Annotated in this window: 19 protein-coding genes; 7 read left to right on the top strand and 12 right to left on the bottom strand. The window is 60.6% G+C overall.

Annotation, left to right across the window (positions count from 1 at the left end):
• Positions 1-105: 105 nt before the first annotated feature.
• Positions 106-1158: a LacI family DNA-binding transcriptional regulator gene (locus FF098_RS03145; RefSeq protein WP_155137244.1), complete on the bottom strand. Its 1053-nt coding sequence runs from the start codon at positions 1156-1158 to the stop codon at positions 106-108.
• Positions 1159-1386: 228 nt separating this feature from the next.
• Between FF098_RS03145 and FF098_RS03140 the strand changes: the two genes are divergently transcribed.
• A complete protein-coding gene (locus tag FF098_RS03140) occupies positions 1387-1881 on the top strand; it encodes a glycoside hydrolase family 88 protein (RefSeq protein WP_155137241.1) in 495 nt (164 codons plus the stop codon).
• Positions 1878-2480: a glycoside hydrolase family 88/105 protein gene (locus FF098_RS03135; protein WP_155137238.1), complete on the top strand. Its 603-nt coding sequence runs from the start codon at positions 1878-1880 to the stop codon at positions 2478-2480. The genes FF098_RS03140 and FF098_RS03135 overlap by 4 nt, the downstream gene beginning before the upstream one ends.
• On the opposite strand, the gene FF098_RS03130 is transcribed toward FF098_RS03135, so the two are convergent.
• From FF098_RS03130 to FF098_RS03115, 4 genes are all read right to left on the bottom strand, one after another.
• Complete coding sequence (locus FF098_RS03130; protein WP_155137235.1) at positions 2477-3151, bottom strand: YceI family protein; 675 nt, start codon at positions 3149-3151, stop codon at positions 2477-2479. The genes FF098_RS03135 and FF098_RS03130 overlap by 4 nt on opposite strands.
• A gap of 5 nt (positions 3152-3156) precedes the next feature.
• Positions 3157-3732 (bottom strand): cytochrome b, encoded by a 576-nt coding sequence (locus FF098_RS03125; protein WP_155137232.1) that lies wholly within the window; start codon positions 3730-3732, stop codon positions 3157-3159.
• Positions 3733-3791: 59 nt separating this feature from the next.
• Entirely contained in the window at positions 3792-4400 is a 609-nt protein-coding gene (locus FF098_RS03120) for a YceI family protein (protein ID WP_155137229.1), read from the bottom strand.
• A 140-nt stretch (positions 4401-4540) separates the two neighbouring features.
• Positions 4541-5263: a YceI family protein gene (locus FF098_RS03115; protein WP_155137226.1), complete on the bottom strand. Its 723-nt coding sequence runs from the start codon at positions 5261-5263 to the stop codon at positions 4541-4543.
• A 143-nt stretch (positions 5264-5406) separates the two neighbouring features.
• On the opposite strand from FF098_RS03115, the gene FF098_RS03110 reads away from it, so the two are divergent.
• Positions 5407-6603 (top strand): amino acid aminotransferase, encoded by a 1197-nt coding sequence (locus FF098_RS03110; RefSeq protein ID WP_155137223.1) that lies wholly within the window; start codon positions 5407-5409, stop codon positions 6601-6603.
• 4 nt (positions 6604-6607) lie between these two features.
• Here the strand turns inward: FF098_RS03110 and FF098_RS03105 are convergent, their stop codons facing one another.
• Positions 6608-7225 (bottom strand): nitroreductase family protein, encoded by a 618-nt coding sequence (locus FF098_RS03105; RefSeq protein ID WP_155137220.1) that lies wholly within the window; start codon positions 7223-7225, stop codon positions 6608-6610.
• 147 nt (positions 7226-7372) lie between these two features.
• On the opposite strand from FF098_RS03105, the gene FF098_RS03100 reads away from it, so the two are divergent.
• Positions 7373-8137 carry a Crp/Fnr family transcriptional regulator gene (locus FF098_RS03100; protein WP_155137217.1) on the top strand — a complete coding sequence of 255 codons (765 nt, stop codon included), beginning with the start codon at positions 7373-7375 and terminating at the stop codon, positions 8135-8137.
• Between the two features lie 3 nt (positions 8138-8140).
• Here FF098_RS03100 and FF098_RS03095 read toward each other — a convergent pair whose 3' ends face one another.
• The 5 genes from FF098_RS03095 to FF098_RS03075 all read right to left on the bottom strand — a co-directional run bounded on the left by FF098_RS03095 (position 8141) and on the right by FF098_RS03075 (position 14267).
• On the bottom strand, positions 8141-9910 hold the full coding sequence (locus tag FF098_RS03095) for an AsmA family protein (RefSeq protein WP_155137214.1): 1770 nt from the start codon (positions 9908-9910) through the stop codon (positions 8141-8143).
• A gap of 66 nt (positions 9911-9976) precedes the next feature.
• Positions 9977-11869 carry a ferrous iron transport protein B gene (gene feoB / locus FF098_RS03090; RefSeq protein WP_205967352.1) on the bottom strand — a complete coding sequence of 631 codons (1893 nt, stop codon included), beginning with the start codon at positions 11867-11869 and terminating at the stop codon, positions 9977-9979.
• Complete coding sequence (locus tag FF098_RS03085) at positions 11869-12111, bottom strand: FeoA family protein (protein WP_155137211.1); 243 nt, start codon at positions 12109-12111, stop codon at positions 11869-11871. The genes feoB and FF098_RS03085 overlap by 1 nt, the downstream gene beginning before the upstream one ends.
• A gap of 77 nt (positions 12112-12188) precedes the next feature.
• On the bottom strand, positions 12189-13034 hold the full coding sequence (locus tag FF098_RS03080; RefSeq protein WP_155137208.1) for a fructosamine kinase family protein: 846 nt from the start codon (positions 13032-13034) through the stop codon (positions 12189-12191).
• A gap of 27 nt (positions 13035-13061) precedes the next feature.
• Complete coding sequence (locus tag FF098_RS03075; RefSeq protein ID WP_155137205.1) at positions 13062-14267, bottom strand: BaiN/RdsA family NAD(P)/FAD-dependent oxidoreductase; 1206 nt, start codon at positions 14265-14267, stop codon at positions 13062-13064.
• Between the two features lie 100 nt (positions 14268-14367).
• Here FF098_RS03075 and FF098_RS03070 point away from each other — a divergent pair, with 100 nt between their 5' ends.
• Both FF098_RS03070 and FF098_RS17490 read left to right on the top strand, forming a co-directional pair.
• Positions 14368-15237 carry a DMT family transporter gene (locus tag FF098_RS03070; RefSeq protein WP_155137202.1) on the top strand — a complete coding sequence of 290 codons (870 nt, stop codon included), beginning with the start codon at positions 14368-14370 and terminating at the stop codon, positions 15235-15237.
• A 176-nt stretch (positions 15238-15413) separates the two neighbouring features.
• Complete coding sequence (locus FF098_RS17490) at positions 15414-15776, top strand: hypothetical protein (RefSeq protein WP_155137199.1); 363 nt, start codon at positions 15414-15416, stop codon at positions 15774-15776.
• A gap of 107 nt (positions 15777-15883) precedes the next feature.
• Here the strand turns inward: FF098_RS17490 and FF098_RS03060 are convergent, their stop codons facing one another.
• A complete protein-coding gene (locus tag FF098_RS03060; RefSeq protein WP_155137197.1) occupies positions 15884-16309 on the bottom strand; it encodes a hypothetical protein in 426 nt (141 codons plus the stop codon).
• Between the two features lie 172 nt (positions 16310-16481).
• Here FF098_RS03060 and FF098_RS03055 point away from each other — a divergent pair, with 172 nt between their 5' ends.
• The gene (locus FF098_RS03055; protein WP_155137194.1) at positions 16482-16958 is read left to right on the top strand and encodes a DUF3617 domain-containing protein; all 477 of its coding nucleotides are present in this window, start codon (positions 16482-16484) and stop codon (positions 16956-16958) included.
• Positions 16959-16960: the final 2 nt, after the last annotated feature.

Here is a 16960-nt window from a genome sequence, read left to right as displayed (position 1 = left end):
CGTTTCGTGCCATCAATATGGCGCAGGCGACGAGACTGCCCAACCCTTCTGTACCGTGCAACTGCCATTCGTCGTGGAAGGATGACCGTTCGTCGTGGCTGGCCGTTAGTGTGGCGCAGCGGTCGTGCCGCCGACGATCAGGCGGGACAACAGGGTCTGCGCTCCGCCCGCTTCGCCCGCGCCACGCTGGATGCGGGTGATGAGCCGCTCGCCCGCTGCCCGTCCAAGGGCATCGAGCGGCTGGTTGACCGTCGTCAGCGGCGGCCAGACCATCTCGGCGATCTGCGCGCCATCGAATCCGGCAACGGAGATATCGCCCGGCACTTTCAGGCCATGCTGGTAAAGGCTCGCCATCACGCCTGCGGCCATGTGGTCATTGCCGGCGAAGATCGCCGTCGGCCTGTCGGGCGACGCCAGAAGCATTTCCGTCGCCGCCATGCCGGAGGCGAAGGTGAAATCGCCATGGGCGATGAGATCGGACGGCACCTCAAGACCATGGGCCTCCATCTCTGCAAGAAAGCCCTTATGCCGGCGCAAAGCCGCGCCGTGGTGCTTGCGCCCGACAATGAAGGCGATCCGGCGATGGCCAAGCTCAATCAGGTGCCGCGTCATCTCCCGCGCGGCCCGCATCTCGTCGATGCGTACATGCAGGACGTTCTCTCGCTCAAGACCGGAGGAGATCAGCACCACCGGCTGGCCACTGGCGACCAGCGCATCGACCAGCTGTTCATTGTCCGACAGCGGCGGCATGAGAATGACCCCGTCCAAGTGGCGCATGCCAAAAAGGCCACCGCCCCTTTCGGCTTCCCGGTCCTCGCCGTCGCCGGCCGAGACAAGGTCTGCCTTGTCCAGCGGCTCCAGCATCAGGTGATAGCCATAGAGGCGGCAGATCTCGAGCACACCGCCCTGGATACCGGCCATGTATTCCGAACTCGGATCGTCATAGGCGAGCGCGATATTGTAGGAGCGGGACCCGGCGAGACTGCGCGCGGCAATGTTCGGCTTGAAGCCCAGCGCCTTGACGGCCTCCATGACCTTTTCCTCGGTAACCGGATTGACGCCCTTCTCGCGGTTCAGGACGCGAGAAACGGTTTTCTTGGAGACGCCGGCCTGGTCCGCGACGGTCTGAATTGTCACCCTCTGGCCGGTTGCCGGCATGCTCTACTCCCTCTTGCTTTTATAATGGTATTACTCCGGCATTTCGACGGCATAGGCAATCTGTTCGTCTGCATCCGCTTGACGCACGCCCAAATGCCCGCCTTGCCGCCTCTCCCTTAAGTGCAAGGAGTCCTCATAAGCCTTTGAAACAACATCGCAATGGCTAGATCATTTCCGCATATGGATGACTGGGCAATACATGCTAGCCTGAAAAAAACGGAGGAATGAATGAGGCTTTCTGCAACACTTGCTATCCTGATGGTACCATTGCTGGCCGTTACAGCCTGCACGGATGAAGATGCAGCGGAGGGCTTCGACATCGACCACGAAGAGATAGCCGCAACGGGCGCGCTGGTCACCGAGGAGCTGCTCTCACGCGAGACTTTCATGATGTATGAGGTCGATACGGTCATTGCCCTGCATTATGCGGAGGTCGCGGCGGCCTATGGCGCGCTGGAACTGGCAGGTCTGACGGGCCGGGACGATTTTGTCAGCGCCTTGACCGACCGGTACGAGCGCACCATCAGCGAAGAGATCCCGAACTCCGAAAACCACGTCGATGCCAATGTGCTCGGCGTGTGGCCGCTGGAGCTTTACATGCAGTCCGGTGGCGAGGACTATCTGGAGCGCGGCATCGCGCTGGCTGACGGCCAGTGGGTAGATGCCGACCCTGAACCGGCCTGTCTGTCCAGACCCGCTACTGGATCGACGACATCTGGATGATCGGCGCTCTGCAGATGCAGGCATACCGGGCAACGGGCGATGAGATCTATCTGACCCGCGCGGCGCGCACGGCGGCAGCCTATATCGAGCGCTTGCAGCAGCCGAACGGCCTGTTCCATCACGGGCCGGATGCGCCGTTCTATTGGGGCCGCGGCAATGGCTGGGTCGCGGCGGGGCTCGCCGAGATCATCGACGGGCTGCCGGAAGACAATGAGTACTACGACGAGGTCGTACGCGGCTATCAGAGGATGATGCAGGCGCTACTCGAGTACCAGGCCGAGGACGGCATGTGGCGCCAGCTGATCGACTATCCCGATGCCTGGAAGGAAACTTCAGGCACGGCCATGTTTGGTTACGCGATGGCTGCGGGAATCAATAATGGCCTGCTGGACGAGCATCTCTATGGCCCCGCCGTAGAGAAGGCGTGGACAGCACTGCAAGGCTATATCGAGGAGGATGGCCGCCTGTCTGCCGTCTGCGTCGGTACCGGCCAGTCCCTGGACGAGAACTACTATCTCGAGCGACCGACCGTCACCGGTGACCTGCACGGGCAGGCACCGTTGCTGTGGTTCGCGTCAGAACTGTTGAGTGCAGACTAAATAGCCTGGCGGGTGGCCGTGATCTCGACCATTACGGTGACCGGCAGCCCAACCCACTTGCCATCCTTGTAGGCACCGGTGCCGACATTGTAGTCGGTACGGGTCAGATCCAGCGTTCCTGACGCTGTCGCCGTATCGCCGTCGATTGAGAGGGTGAAGGGCAAATTTGCCGGCTGGCTGACATCCTTGATGGTCAGGGTACCGACAGCCTCATACTGGTCGCCGCCAAGGCTGTTGATCTCGTCTGACACGAATGTCGCCTCCGGAAATTTCTTCACCGCGAACCAGTCATTGGTCGGCAGGGCATCATTCCGGTCAGTCGATCCGGCATCGACGGATGTCATGTCGATCGTCGCGGAAATCATGGCGTCAGAAAGGTCCTGCGGGTCAAGACGGATGTCGGCGCTAAAGCTGCCGAATTCACCGGTAAACTCCTGTCCCTGCTGTTCGGCGGTGAACGTGACAGAGGATACCGCGGGGTCAATCGCCCAGACATCGTCGCCCTGCAGGCTGGTCTCCCCTGCCCCGGCATCGGTAGCAGCTGGCTGCCCGGCGCTGTCGGTCGCAAAGGATGCTTCACCGGTCTCGGCAGTGGTCTCGCTGGCATTGCCGCAGGCGACAAGGGCGAGGATGAGGAAGGCAGCGGCGGAGTTGGCGAACAAGGATGTCATGGGTCTTATCCTTTCTTGTTCAGTAACGGGATCATGCGGGCCAATACCCCGTCCCGGTTGATGAAATGATGTTTCAGGGCCGCGCCAATGTGCAGGACCAGGAGGGCAATGATGGCAAAGGCCATGTACTCATGCACTTCCTTGAAGATGCCTTCCAGCGCTGCATCCTGCGGAATGCCGGGCACATGCGGCCACGGTATCAGCTTGAACAGGACCGTCGGCAAGTCATAGGGCGACGCGGAGACCATCAGCCAGCCGGCCAGCGGTACGGCGATGATAAGGAAATAAAAAGCAACATGCGTGAACCGCGCGGCAAGCTTTTCCCAGCTTTTCATGCCTTCGGGCAGCGCGGGGGCCTTGTGGGTCAGCCGCCAGCCGAGGCGGGCAAGAGAGAGCAGCAGCACAGTGATGCCGAAGGATTTATGCCACTGGTAGAGTTCGAACTTCCAGGTCGTCGCAGGCAGATTGTGCATGTAGAGACCACCGGCGATCTGGCCGATGATCAGCACGGCGATGAGCCAGTGCAGGGTAACGGCGACTGTCGTGTACCGGTCCGGTGAATTGAGCACTGTGGTCGACATGGCGGTTTATCCTGAAATGGGAGAGCCGTTTCAGGCCCTCCCCATTGAACCGGTCTTCCTTACTCGGACTTTTCCAGCTCGATCTCGATGATCAGGTCGACCTCGTCACTGACGTAAGGGACATAGGCGTCGACATCGAAATCCGAGCGCAGGACAGTGCCCTTGGCGGAGAAGCCCATTTTCGGCGTATCGCCCTGCATGGTCGTACCGATCTTGTTGAGCGTAACATCAAGGGTCACCGGCTTGGTAATACCCTTGATGGTCAGGTCGCCGGTCAGGGTCCCGGTCGTCTCGGTTGCCTGGGTCAGGCCGGTGCTGACGAAGGTGATTTCCGGATAGGTCTCGGTCTCGAAGAAGTCGGCCGAGTTCAGGTGATCGTCAAAATCTGCAACGCCGCTGTCGATGCTGGCGGCATCGATGGTGACATTGACCGTGCTGGCCGTAACGTTTGCCGGGTCATAGTTCACTTCGACAGCGAAGTCGTTGAACCGCAGATAGGGCGCGGAATAGCCTTGGTGGTCATAGGTGAAATAGATATAGGCGTGGGCATCGTCCTCGGCATAGGTACCGGCGGGGGCCGTGTCCTGTGCGAAGGCAAGGTTGGAAATCGGGGCAAAAGCGAGCGCACCGGCAAGGATGGCGGCGCTGAGGGAAAGCTGTTTCTTCATGGTCGGTCTCCAGTGTGTTCTGGTGAATGGGTTTGATCCTGTGGGAGGGCGACTTCTCTGCCCCCGCCTTTCATCTAACAATTCTCAAGCCGTAAATTAATTGCCGATCCGGCAGCTTATCGTTGCCGGATACTTCACAATCAGGCCGGCTTCTCGAATTCGGCCTCGACAACCACGTCAACCTCGTCACTGACATTCGGGACATAGGCGTCGAGCCCGAAATCGGAGCGCAGAAGCGTCGTGCGACCCGAAAAGCCGAGCTTGTAGACATTGCCGCGTTCCTCGAAGCCCGCCTTGTTGATCGTCACGTCCATGGTGACCGGCTGCGTCGTGTCCTTGATCGTCAGGTCACCGGTGAGGATACCGCTGTCGGCGCCTGTCACTTCGAGGGCCGTTGTGGTGAAGGTGATCTGCGGATATTCGGCTGTGTTGAAGAAGTCGGCCGAATTCAGATGGTCGTTGAAGTCGGCAACGCCGGTATCGACGCTTGTCGCATCAATGGTGACGTCGAGGGTCGAATTCTCGGGATTGTCCGCATCCCAGTTCAGGTTGGCATCCCAGTCGCCCCAGCGCACGATCGGCTTGGAAAAGCCGAGATGGTCATAGCTGAAGACGATATAGGCATGGCCGTCATCCTCGGTATAGGTCCCGCTTTCGGCGGCGGTGTAGTCGACGCCGGCCGGTGCCGGGGTGGCCTCTGCGTCGGCATCGGCGACTGTTTCAAGGGTTTCTGTAGTGGCCTCTTCGGTCTCAACGACCGTTTCATCAGCCGCCGGTTCCGTTGCTTCAGGCTCGTTGCCACAGGCAGCGAGCAGCAAGCCAATAGCGAAAAAGGAGCAAGTTGTTCTTGTAAGTAAAGACATGGAGGTTTCCTTCGTTCCTGTTCGCACAAGAATCTAGTGCGATGCCGCCTGTCTTCCAGAGTTACCGGCGGCATTCACGATAATATTACCTGCAGGAAAGGGCAGTATTGCTTGCAGCGTGAAAAAGCGGCTAAGGCGATTGCATGTTCGACAAGCTGACAGATTATCAGGACGACATCATCGAGGGCATCTTCCGGCGTTGCGCGGCAGACAACCGCCCGGAGGTGATGAACCTGTCAATCGGGGTGTACCGCGACCGGCATGGTGCTGCCCCGGTGATGAACGCCGTGCGCCAGGCAGAGGCGGATGTCATCGCCAGCCAGCAGACGAAGGCTTATGTCGGCCCACTCGGCAATATGGCCTATGCCGGCGCCATCGAGCGGCTGGTGCTGGGGGATGATCATCCCGTGATCGACAGCGGTCGGCTGAAAACGGCGCAGACACCCGGCGCCGGGGCGGCACTGAGGGTTGCCGCAGAACTGATCCGCGACCTCGCGCCGGACACGACAATCTGGTTCAGCGACCCGGTCTGGCTGCACCAGGTCGATTTTTTCACCCGCGCCGGGCTGAAGGTTGCCTGGCACCCCTATTACGACTGGCAGTCGGGAACGCTCGATTTCGATGCGATGCTAGATGGGTTGGGCAAGGCAAAGGCGGGCGATATCGTCGTCATCCATGCCGCTTGTCACAACCCCACAGGGGCAGACCTGTCCCTCGATCAATGGCGTGTACTGACCGAGTTCTGCCTGCAGAGAAAGCTCATGCCCCTCGTCGACAGTGCCTATCAGGGCTATGGTGACGGGATCGAGGCGGATGCAGCGGGCCTGCGTCACATGGCAGCCCACATGCCGGAGATGATGATTGCCGTCTCATCCTCAAAATCCTTTGCGGTCTATCGCGACCGCGTCGGCGCGCTGATGCTGCTGCACCCTGAGGGCGGACGCGGGGCGGAAGAGGCATGGCTGCACATGGGCGACCTTATCCGCGGGCTTTACTTCATGCCACCGGACCTCGGAGCTGCCGTCATCACCCACATCATGTCGGACGCCTCGCTGAAAGCGGCTTGGCAGGCAGAGCTGGAGACGGCCCGCACCCATGTACAGCGCCTGCGGCAGCTGACGGTCGATCATTTCACCACTGCCCTGCCCGATTTCGACAGCCGATACATGCTGCGCCAGAAAGGCATGTTTTCCTGCCTGCCGTTAAGCGACGAACAGCGGCTGACGCTGGAACAAGATCACGCTGTCTATCTGATGCCGTCGGGGCGGCTGAACTTCGCTGCGCTCAGCGAGGACAAGATTACGTATCTCGCCGAGGCGTTGAACACCGTGTGGAAATAGCCGGTCAGCGCTGCCAGTGCGTAGTGATATCCGACGCCTCGACCCGGGGGCGTTCGAGCGGATCTTCCTTGGCCGTGCCGATATAGATGAAGCCGGCTATGCGCTCTTCTTCCGACAGGCCAAAGGCGGCCAGGACCTCGCGGTCATAGGCGTACCACTCGGTCAGCCATTGGGCGGCAAAACCAGAAGCGCTCGCGGCCAGCAGCATGTTGTGGCACGCAGCCCCGCAACACAGGACCTGTTCCCATTCCGGTGTCTTGTGGCCGGGATCGGTTCTCGCGACGACGGCAACGACCACAGGCGCACGCAGGAAACGCGCGGCCTCCAACTCCATCGCTGCCTTTTCCGCTCCGGGATTCTGCTTTCCATAGGCTGCCGACAGGATATCGCCTGCGTTTTGTCGAGCACCTCCCTCAAAAATCACAAATCGATATGGCACGACCCGGCGATGATCGGGAACCCGCGATGCGATATCCAGAATGGTAGTCAACTGATCGGAGTCGGGTCCCGGCCCCGTCATCATGGCAGCAGTCGTCGACCTGCGCTGCTGGAGCATAGACAAGAAATTCTCGTCAGGATGAGTGGCGGGCAAAGGATCGCCCAGAACGGGTTTGTCTTTCATAGCAATGGTGGCCTTCTTTAACTTGGATTGTTGCCCTCAAGCACCTTTTTACAGTTTCAGGGGTCCCTTTAATCTATCTTAATGGCAAAACTCGCCAACTGTTCGATACCTGTTCGCTGACGTCCCCTACCACCTTCATAGGAAACAATGGTGCGAACAAGAAGAGGCGAAAGCCCCCTAGCCATACTGGCCGGGAAATACCTGAACCTGAACGAGGATGAACGGGAGCTCCTTGGATCACTAGACAACCAGCCGCGACGCATAGCCCGCAATAGCGAGGTAGTGCGCGAAGGGCGGGCCGCAGACAATCTGTTTGTCGTGCAGTCAGGATGGCTCCTGTCCTACACGATCATGCCGGACGGTCGCCGACAGGTATTACAGGTCCACCTGCCCGGTGACATCATCGGCTTCTGCGACATGCCGCTGCCAAGCTTTACCTATGAGCTCAAGTCGCTGACCGACTGCAGCCTGTGCATGCTGACCCATGGCCACATCCAGGACATCTTCCACAAGACACCGCGCCTGACCGGTTTCCTGCTGAGCCTGATGATGGTCGATCAGAAAACGCACACCGACAGGCTGCGTGTGCTGGGGCGGATGAACGCTCGTGACAGGGTGATCCACTTCCTGCTCTCGACCCTTGTCCGGTTACGGATGATCGACCAGGCAGAAGGCAACATTTTCGATTTCCCCATGACCCAGTTCGACCTTGCCGATGCCGTCGGGCTGACAAACGTATCGGTCAGCAATGCGTTGAGCAGCTTGCAGGAGCAAGGCGCCCTGAAGCGCTCGACGGGCAAGATGCAGATACTTGATGAAGCCTATATGAGAGAGGCTGTCAGCTTCATCAACCGGTTCGAGAGCATCGATATCAGCTGGTTCCCCTATCTGCCGCCCGCGAAGGACAAATAGCCTTCATTCACTGCTGCCTGAACGGGCACGCCGCAGCAGGGACTGGCAGGGAACATCCTCACCATCGCCGGTTTCGAAAAACGGCAGCGCCGCAAGCGGGGATGCGAGTGTGCCCAGCAGCCCGGCAAAAAGCGCCTGCGCGGCGCCACCGCTTGCATCGACGCTGATCGAAGGATCGCGCCATTTGCCGCCGATATTGATGTCCCCCATCAGGGTGCCCCACGAGAAGTCCTTGGCGTCCGCTTCCACGTCGAGGTTCAGGGTTTCGTCGCGCAGATTGACTGTGCCCTTGGCGAGCACGACGGAATCTTCCGTATCCGCGACTATAGGGCTCGCCGTGCCGATGCCATCGGCGATGTCGAGGCTCGCCACAAGACATGGCGCTTCGACATAGACAGGATCGTCCCTGTCCTGCCCGGCAAGCGTCACGACAGCCTCGCCAAGATCGAGCCCTGCTGCCTCGACAGGCACAGCCGCCAGCCGCGCATCCTCTGCCCAGAAAGTGACACTGCCATTGGCATTGCCGAACGCCGTGCGGAAGTCGCTACCGGTCAATGCCAGATCGAGACGGCCCTCGATCTTGCCGCGGGCCATCCGGTCCGGCACGATCTCTTCCAGATCCAGATTGCTGAAAGTGCCTGCAAGGTCACTGCGTGCCGGTTGCTCGCGGGCATTCACCGTGCCGGACAGCGACATCTGGCCGTCCACCATATTTGCAGTGAAGTCTTCGATAGTCAGCAGGCTCTCTTCGATCGTCAGGCCAAGGTTGAACGCGGAAATGCTGAACGGTGCATCGATAACATTCGCAGCACTGTAAGAGACATCTGCATCGACGACAGACAGGCGGCTGAAGTCAATGCTGGCATCCGGTATGAACCGGTCGCTCTGCTGGTACTTGGTGTTGGCCGCTTCCTGAGCCTCGTTCAGCTCCGCACCATCTTCATTGGCACTGGGCAAGCCGATGATCACACCGAGATCGTCGAAGTCGAGCGTTTCGGAAGTCAGCTCCGCTTCGATGAGCGGCCGGGGTTCCTCGAAATAGATCGTCAGCCCACCGCCTATATCGCTGTCACCGATCTCGCCCGAAATGCCGGTCAGGTCCCAGTTATCGGAATTGACCGCGAGGCGCCCGTTCAAGGTGAAAGGCGGTACGTCTGGCGCGGCGATACCGAGGGCCTCAGCAACAGTGGCGAGGTTATCGCCCTCGACAGTGACATCACCTTCAATCGTCTCGACGATAGTTAGCTTGCCATCGCCGCGGAAATAGACACGACCATCGCCTGCCACCGCATCAAGTGACAGTGTGCCGCCGCGCAGGGAGCCGCTGCCATCGACAATGCGAAAGCGTGTGGTCGCTGATGCCCGCCGGATCACGACATCGATGCCGGTGAGCGAAACCTGGTCGATATATCTTTCGTAATTCGTGCTCATCGAACCGCCGCCAGTGCGTTCGATGATTACGGTGCCACTGTCTGCATTGACCGACCGAACCATGGTGATGCCTGGCAAGAACCCGAACCAGTTCGGACGCAGGTCTATTGTACTTGCCTGAAGACGGTCGGCGATATCTATCTCGCGGATGGCATAGACCGGTCCATCATTCCACCGGAGCCAGGCACTTCCGATCCGTGTCTCGTGGCCAGTAACCAGGCTGGTCACCCGCTCGGTTATCGGTGTCATGATGGCGGGCCGCGTGGTCGCCCAGATCAGGGCGGCAGCCAGCAGGATGGAGGGCAGAAAGACCGCCAGAAGGATGTTACGGGTAGACTGCATATCGATACCGCAGTCTGAACACCGGCCCTGCTGTTGGCGTTCCCCGAAGCCACGCCGCCCGATACCCTAGAGGCCGAGACTGCGAGCACCCCAATAGGTCAGCCCTGCCGAAATATAGGCGAGCGCAAAGAGGTAGATGACCATCAGCGCCGTCCAGCCACGCGAGTTCGTCTCCCGCCGGGCAACTGCAATCGTCGAGATGCATTGCGGGGCGAAGATGTACCAGGCGAGGAAGGCCAGCGCGGTCGGTAGCGACCAGGCCGATTGCAGCGCCTCGGCAAGGCCTTGCGTGTTCTCCTCAGCGTCGGCAACAGCGTAGACCGTGCCGAGTGCCCCGACGGCAACTTCCCTAGCGGCCATGCCCGGCACCAGCGCGATGACCATTTCCAGGTTGAAGCCGATAGGCGCAAAAATGGGCTCGATCACCCGACCGATCATGCCGGCAAAAGACGTGCGCAGAGTATCACCCGGATAGGAGATCAGGACCCACAACACGATAGAGACGGCGAAGATGATTGTACCGGCGCGGCGCAGGAAGATCTTGGCGCGCTGCCAAAGGCCCAACAGAAGCTCCCACGGATCGGGCATCTTGTAGGTCGGCAGTTCCATGATCAGCGGCTGGGTCTCACCCTTCGTCAGTGTCTTGCGCAGGACGAAAGCAACGAGGATGGCCGACAGGATGCCGATGAGATAGAGGGCAAACATGACGATGCCCTGCAGGTTGAAGAGCCCGCCTACTGCCGTCGGCGGGATGAAGGCGGCAATCAGCAGGGTATAGACCGGCAGGCGTGCCGAGCAGGTCATCAGCGGTGCAATGAGAATAGTCGTCAGCCGGTCGCGCTCGCTTTCCAGCACGCGGGCCGCCATCATGCCGGGAATGGCGCATGCAAAGCTCGACAAGAGGGGGATGAAGGCTCGCCCGTTCAGACCGACCTTCAGCATCAGCTCGTCCATGAGGAAAGCCGCACGGGCCATGTAGCCGGTCATCTCCATCAGCAGGATGAACAGGAACAGGATGATGATCTGTGGCAGGAAGATCACCACGCTGCCGACCCCGGCGATGATGCCGTCGACCAGCAGGCTCTGTATCCAGTTATCGGGAAGGACGCCGGCGAGCCAGCCCGACAACGCGCCGATCGACCCGTCGATCATGTCCATCGGCACTGTCGACCAGGAGAACACCGCCTGAAAGACGAAGAACAGGATCGCCGCGAGCAGGAAGGTGCCAGCAACCGGATGCAGCAGGATGTTGTCGAGGGTACGCGTCAGCTTGTTGAGACCCGGCTCGTGCAGGATCACTTCCGAAGCGAGCTGCCGTGCCGTCGTCTGGACGTGGCGCAGGTCCGGTTCCTCGGCGGCGCTTTCCTGCAGCGTCGTCTCACTAGCCATCACCTCGTCGAGGCGTTTGAGCAGATCGGCGCGGCCTGCCTTGCGGGTCGAGGTCGCTGCAACGACCGGCACGCCGAGCTTTTCCTCAAGCTTTGCGGCATCGATCTCCAGCCCGTCGCGGGTGGCGAGGTCCATCATGTTGAGGACGACGATCATCGGCTTGCCGAGGGACTGCATCTGCAGCACGGTCTGCAGATGCGTGCGCAGCTGGGCGGCGTCGATGACGACGAACATCAGGTCCGGCGTATTGAACGCCTCGGTCTGGCCCTGGATGACCGACAGGGCGACACGTGCATCGACTGAGCGGGCCGACAGGCCGTAAATGCCCGGCAGGTCGATCAGGTTGAACTGCGATCCGGCGGGCGTCTCGAACAGCCCGACCCGGGTCTCTACGGTCACGCCCGGATAGTTGGCGACCTTGGCATTGCCGCCGGTCAGCCCGTTGAACAGGGTCGACTTGCCGGCATTGGGCGCGCCGACAAGGGCGATGGTGCGCGGACCGGTCTTTTCCGGCACATCCATTTGGCCCGACGTGTTTTCGTCGGTGACGATATCCTCAAGTACAGTCATCAGCGGCGCGCGACCTCGATCATCGCCGCCTCACCGCCGCGCAGGGCAATGATGGTGCGGTTGAGGCGCACAGAGATCGGTGTCGCCCCGAAGGCGCCGAGCGCCAGCACTTCGATGTCGTCGCCCTCCGAAAACCCGATCTCGCGCAATTCGCGCACGATGGGGGCTTGTGCATCCGTGAAGCCGGTGACAGAGGCATGCTCGCCGCGCTTCAGATCCCTGATGGTAATGGTGTCTGTCATAGCGCGGTACCAATCACAATTGAGAATGATTTGCAAATCAAAAGCGCAATGGCGGCAGGACGCGCTGCCGCAGTTGTTCAGGTCAGCCGGCGAAGGATCGACTGGACCTGGCCGAGATAGCCGCCGCCGAACAGACGCACATGCACCAGCAGCGGATAGAGGTTGTAGAGATCGCGGCGGATCTCGAAAAAGCCCGGCCGTATCGCATGGTGCGCGCCATAGCGGCGGAAGAACCGGTCCCCCACCGTGCCGAACAGCGTCATGAAAGCGAGCTCTATTTCAGGGTCGGCATAATAGATCGCCGGGTCGATGAAGCCGGACAGGCCATCTGAACCGCACAACACATTGCCGCCCCAGAGATCGCCATGAATAAGCGTCGGCGGGGCGGGATCGGGAATCAGGTCATCGAGACGGGCGCAGACGCGTTCCAGCCGGATGAGCACACCCTGATCCATCCGCCCCTCCTCCAGCGCCTTGCGACCCATATGCAGGAGACGATGCTCTGCGAAGAACGCGCGCCAGTCATCGCTCTCAGCATTGGGCTGCGGCAAGGGACCGATGACGGTATCACGCTCAAGGCCATACTGCTCGGCCTTCACGCGGTGCAGGGCCGCGACGGCGTCTGCCACTTCCTCCTCGCATGACGCGCTCATCAATCCGCCGGATGGCAGGTAATCCATGATCAGCAGGCGGTCCTCGGCATGGTAGACAGCGGGCACCGGGAAATCAGCATGCTCGGCCAGATAACCGAGCATCCAGCCCTCCAAGTCGAGACCGGAGAATTTGCCTGTCGCCTCCTTGGCGACGAGGTCGCCACCGCCTTCCAGGCTCAGACGGATCAGCGTCGTGCCGCTGCCGGACGTGCCGGCGCCAAGACTCTCTGTACTGATAATCCTGTCGTCGACAAAGGGCTGATAGTCCATGACGGCTCCTCCCTTGGATAGTTTGTGTCAGCTCGCTTTCGCTGCGGCGATGGCGGTGCCCGCGGCCCAGCCGGACGACCAGGCCCACTGGAAATTGTAGCCGCCGAGCCATCCTGTAACATCGACGACCTCGCCGATGAAATAGAGGCCCGGCACATCGCGCGCCATCATTGTCTGCGAACTGAGCGCGTCTGTCGAGACACCGCCGACAGTGACTTCCGCCGTGCGATAGCCCTCGGTGCCTGCTGGCTTCAGCTGCCAGCAGGACAGAAGGTCGGCAAGCGCCTGCAGCTTCTTGTCCGAATAATCGGCAATATTGCCTGAGGCGCCTGCAAGGCCTGCCATATATTGGCCAAGGCGTCGCGGCAGGATTTCCGCTAGGACAGAAGAGATATCGCGCTTGCCATTGGTGGTGCGGACGGTCTTGAGCTGGCCGAAGAAATCCGTACCCGGCATCAGGGCAACGCTGATGCCCTCCCCATCCCGCCAGTAGGACGATGCCTGCAGCATGGCGGGGCCCGACAGCCCACGATGGGTAAACAGCATGGCTTCCTCGAATGCCGTCCTGTCCGTCGTCACCCGCGCATCGCAGGCGACACCGGCCATGGGCTTGAAATTCTTCATCACCGTCTCGTCGAAGGTGAAGGGTACGAGCCCGGCGCGGGTCTGCGTCACCGGTAGTCCGAATTGTCTTGCGACATCGTAGCCGAAGCCGGTCGCACCCATTTTCGGGATCGACAGCCCGCCAGTCGCAATGACGAGGTGTTGGCAGCTCACCGCGCCTTGCCGGTCCCCGGAAAGCATCAGGCGAAAGCCGCTCTCCGTCTTCTCGATCTTGTCGACAGCGGTGCGCAGGACGAGCTTCGCACCCGCCTTCTCCATCTCGGTCATCAGCATGGAGACGATCTGTTTCGAGGAGTCATCGCAAAACAGCTGGCCCAGCGTCTTCTCGTGATACGTAATGCCATGGCTGGCGACGAGACCGATGAAGTCCCACTGGGTGTAGCGTTTCAGTGCCGATTTGGCGAAGTGGGGATTGGACGAGATGAAATTGTCCGCCCCCGCATGCATGTTGGTGAAGTTGCAGCGCCCGCCACCGGAAATGCGGATCTTCTCGCCCGGCGCCTTGGCATGGTCGATCACCAGCGTGTCGCCGCCTGAATGGGCTGCGCACATCATGCCGGCGGCACCGGCACCGATGATGATGGTGTTGTGGTGAGGGTTAGAGGCCATGGCCGCTGACTAGCCTATTGGTTGAGGGATGTCATCACAGCGCAGCGAGCATAGTGCATCCGGGCTTGGCGGGGATAACGCGTCAGGCCATGGTGCGCGCATGACCCGCATCCTGGCCCTCACAATCGTGGCGATGATCGCCTTCGCCGCCAATTCCGTGTTCGCCCGACTGGCGCTGATCGACAGCGGTGCCGGGGCCGCGATCGGTCCGGTTGCCTATACGGTGATCCGGCTCGTCAGCGGCGCAGCGGTGCTGGCGGGGCTGGCAATGTGGCGCTTTCGCCTGAACCCGCTTCGACACGGAAGCTGGACCGGTGGAGCCTCCCTCGCCGCCTATGCCGGCCTGTTCTCGCTTGCCTATGTCGTGCTGGGCGCCGGGCTGGGGGCGCTGATCCTTTTTGCCTGCGTACAGATGACCATGATCGGCTGGGGCGTCTTTCGCGGTGAGCGGCTCGCCCCTGTCCAGCTGATCGGCCTGGCCGTGGCGGTGTCGGCGCTGTTGTGGCTGATCGCGCCGGGTGCTGGCAATGCCAGCCTGTCGGCATTGCCTGCGATGCTCGCCATGGCACTGTCAGGCGTCGCCTGGGGCGTCTATTCCCTGATCGGGCGCGGCGCACGCCAGCCGACGGCGCAGACAGCCGGAAATTTCCTGCGTGCCTGCATCATCACCGTGCTGCCAGCCATAGCCTTGTTACCCATGATGCCTGAACCGATGCCTGCGTTCGCTGGCATCGCCTATGCCACCCTGTCCGGTGCCATTGCTTCCGGCCTTGGCTATGCGGTCTGGTATGCCGCCCTGCCAGGGCTGAAGGCGACGCAGGCGGGCATCGCGCAACTGAGCGTACCGGCCATCGCCGCGGCAGGTGGTGTCATCTTCCTGTCCGAGCCACTGACAGTGCGCTTTACCATAGCGAGCCTGCTGATCCTGAGCGGTGTCGCCCTCGCCACGCTGACTAAGCGGCGCACCTGACCAGATCTGCCGTACACGGTTACAATCCCTTCACATCCGGATCATCTGCATTTTCTGCGGAACGGTATGTGCGACATCCTGTTGGCCGAGACATAAGCCCGGCGCGATGGAGCGGACAGCTCCATGTGCGACGGCATCGATACGCCAGTAGAGAAATGATGAAAGCAGGTTCAGTTATGACACGTTTCAACAAATCCCATCTCGCCATAGCCGCAGTATCCACCGCAGCCCTCGCCGCTGCAGGCTGCCAGAACATGACACCCGCCCAGCGCAACGCCGCCATCGGCACAGGCGTAGGTGCCGCAGCAGGTGCCGCCGTTGCCGGGGACGAGACCACAGGCGCGCTTGTCGGTGGCGCTCTTGGTGCCGCAGTCGGTGCCTATACCGGCTGCCGCCAGCAGGGTGGCTGCTATGTCGGCGGTGACCGCGTCGCCAGCAATGATGACCGCTATTACGATCAGGGTGCAGGCCGCTACTACTATGTCGATGAACGCACCGGCCGCACCTATTGGGCGAATGGCGAAATCCGTACACGATAGATCATACCCTTCCCTCGATGCTTATGTATTTCCCTCCCGCATAAGCACTATCCTGACCCGGGCACCGACAGGTTGCCCCGGGTCTTTTTTTACCCTGCCCCGATCACCTAGCCGGAAAGCGTAAAACCGGTGAGGCACAAGGCACCGCCCTGTCCGCGCTTATGCTCCGGCGTGACTTTCAGGTCATGCGCCCGGGCCATGACCAGCATCTGCACCTGCTCGCCCGACAGATCCCGCCCCGGGCAGGTCGACCCGCCCCATTTATAATCCATTGCACCGGTGCCGAGGAAATCGAGCGTCAGGGTACCGCGATATTTTCCGTAATTATCCGATCCCAGAGCACTGACGTAGATGGAGACGATGGAACCGCGCTGATACGCCGTATCGCCATCGTCGGATTTCTGCACGGCGATCCGGGCTGTGGCTGGCGTCAACTGATCTGCCTGAGGGCTCGCAAATGCATTTCCCGAGGAAACCAGCAGGGCTGATGAAGCAACAAATCCGGTAAGGACAACAAGCAATTTCTGTTTCATGACGATCTCTCCTCTTCGTGGCATGAAGTATGCGCCGGAAAGCAACCGACCGCAATTGGTCGGCGGAGGCAGCGCTGCACCGCAACAAACCCTCCCCGGAACGGATGATTGACGGGCGCAGAAGAATAGCACAAATCTGTACGCCAATAATTGAGTAGAGAGAGAGAGATCAATGACAAAAGCCCGGAAAGCAACGACCCTGACCATCATAACTGCCTTGATGTCGACGGGCATAATCGTGGCGCATGCAGCGCAGGAGCGGACCACCGCGCCGGAGATCAAGCCTGGCAAGTGGGAAATGACGAGCACCATGACCCAGTCCTCCACCACGGGCCAGACCACCACGAACCTGCCGGAACAGGTCAACACGACGACCCAGTGCGTCAAGAAGGATAACGCCGTGCTCTATCCGGAATTCTTCCTGCCGATGGGCTGTTCCTTCACCGGTGCCACCTATACGGACAATTCCATGAACGTGTCCGCCTCTTGCGGCTCTGCCGGGGTGACGATGACAGGCTCCGTCAGCGCGTCGATCAGGGATGACGGCAATACGATCACATCCTTCACTTTCCTCAGTGGCGCCATCAACGACAATAATGCTGCGTCGATGTCGGTGAGCTCTACGGCGACCTTCAAGGGCAGCTGCTAAGC

Origin of the sequence: Aquisalinus luteolus, assembly GCF_009712425.2 — a bacterium.
Lineage (GTDB): Bacteria > Pseudomonadota > Alphaproteobacteria > Caulobacterales > Parvularculaceae > Aquisalinus > Aquisalinus luteolus.
Note: the sequence above shows the minus strand (reverse complement) of the source record. Positions and strands in the feature narration are given on the sequence as shown.

Coding starts and splice junctions, on each gene's coding strand:
- FF098_RS17490 (WP_155137199.1), top strand. CDS start 15,414: ATGACACGTTTCAACAAATCCCATCTCGCCATAGCCGCAGTATCCACC.
- FF098_RS03120 (WP_155137229.1), bottom strand. CDS start 4,400: ATGAAGAAACAGCTTTCCCTCAGCGCCGCCATCCTTGCCGGTGCGCTC.
- FF098_RS03135 (WP_155137238.1), top strand. CDS start 1,878: ATGATCGGCGCTCTGCAGATGCAGGCATACCGGGCAACGGGCGATGAG.
- FF098_RS03085 (WP_155137211.1), bottom strand. CDS start 12,111: ATGACAGACACCATTACCATCAGGGATCTGAAGCGCGGCGAGCATGCC.
- FF098_RS03125 (WP_155137232.1), bottom strand. CDS start 3,732: ATGTCGACCACAGTGCTCAATTCACCGGACCGGTACACGACAGTCGCC.
- FF098_RS03070 (WP_155137202.1), top strand. CDS start 14,368: ATGACCCGCATCCTGGCCCTCACAATCGTGGCGATGATCGCCTTCGCC.
- FF098_RS03110 (WP_155137223.1), top strand. CDS start 5,407: ATGTTCGACAAGCTGACAGATTATCAGGACGACATCATCGAGGGCATC.
- FF098_RS03140 (WP_155137241.1), top strand. CDS start 1,387: ATGAGGCTTTCTGCAACACTTGCTATCCTGATGGTACCATTGCTGGCC.
- FF098_RS03105 (WP_155137220.1), bottom strand. CDS start 7,225: ATGAAAGACAAACCCGTTCTGGGCGATCCTTTGCCCGCCACTCATCCT.
- FF098_RS03055 (WP_155137194.1), top strand. CDS start 16,482: ATGACAAAAGCCCGGAAAGCAACGACCCTGACCATCATAACTGCCTTG.
- FF098_RS03145 (WP_155137244.1), bottom strand. CDS start 1,158: ATGCCGGCAACCGGCCAGAGGGTGACAATTCAGACCGTCGCGGACCAG.
- FF098_RS03100 (WP_155137217.1), top strand. CDS start 7,373: ATGGTGCGAACAAGAAGAGGCGAAAGCCCCCTAGCCATACTGGCCGGG.
- FF098_RS03075 (WP_155137205.1), bottom strand. CDS start 14,267: ATGGCCTCTAACCCTCACCACAACACCATCATCATCGGTGCCGGTGCC.
- FF098_RS03115 (WP_155137226.1), bottom strand. CDS start 5,263: ATGTCTTTACTTACAAGAACAACTTGCTCCTTTTTCGCTATTGGCTTG.
- feoB (WP_205967352.1), bottom strand. CDS start 11,869: ATGACTGTACTTGAGGATATCGTCACCGACGAAAACACGTCGGGCCAA.
- FF098_RS03060 (WP_155137197.1), bottom strand. CDS start 16,309: ATGAAACAGAAATTGCTTGTTGTCCTTACCGGATTTGTTGCTTCATCA.
- FF098_RS03080 (WP_155137208.1), bottom strand. CDS start 13,034: ATGGACTATCAGCCCTTTGTCGACGACAGGATTATCAGTACAGAGAGT.
- FF098_RS03095 (WP_155137214.1), bottom strand. CDS start 9,910: ATGCAGTCTACCCGTAACATCCTTCTGGCGGTCTTTCTGCCCTCCATC.
- FF098_RS03130 (WP_155137235.1), bottom strand. CDS start 3,151: ATGACATCCTTGTTCGCCAACTCCGCCGCTGCCTTCCTCATCCTCGCC.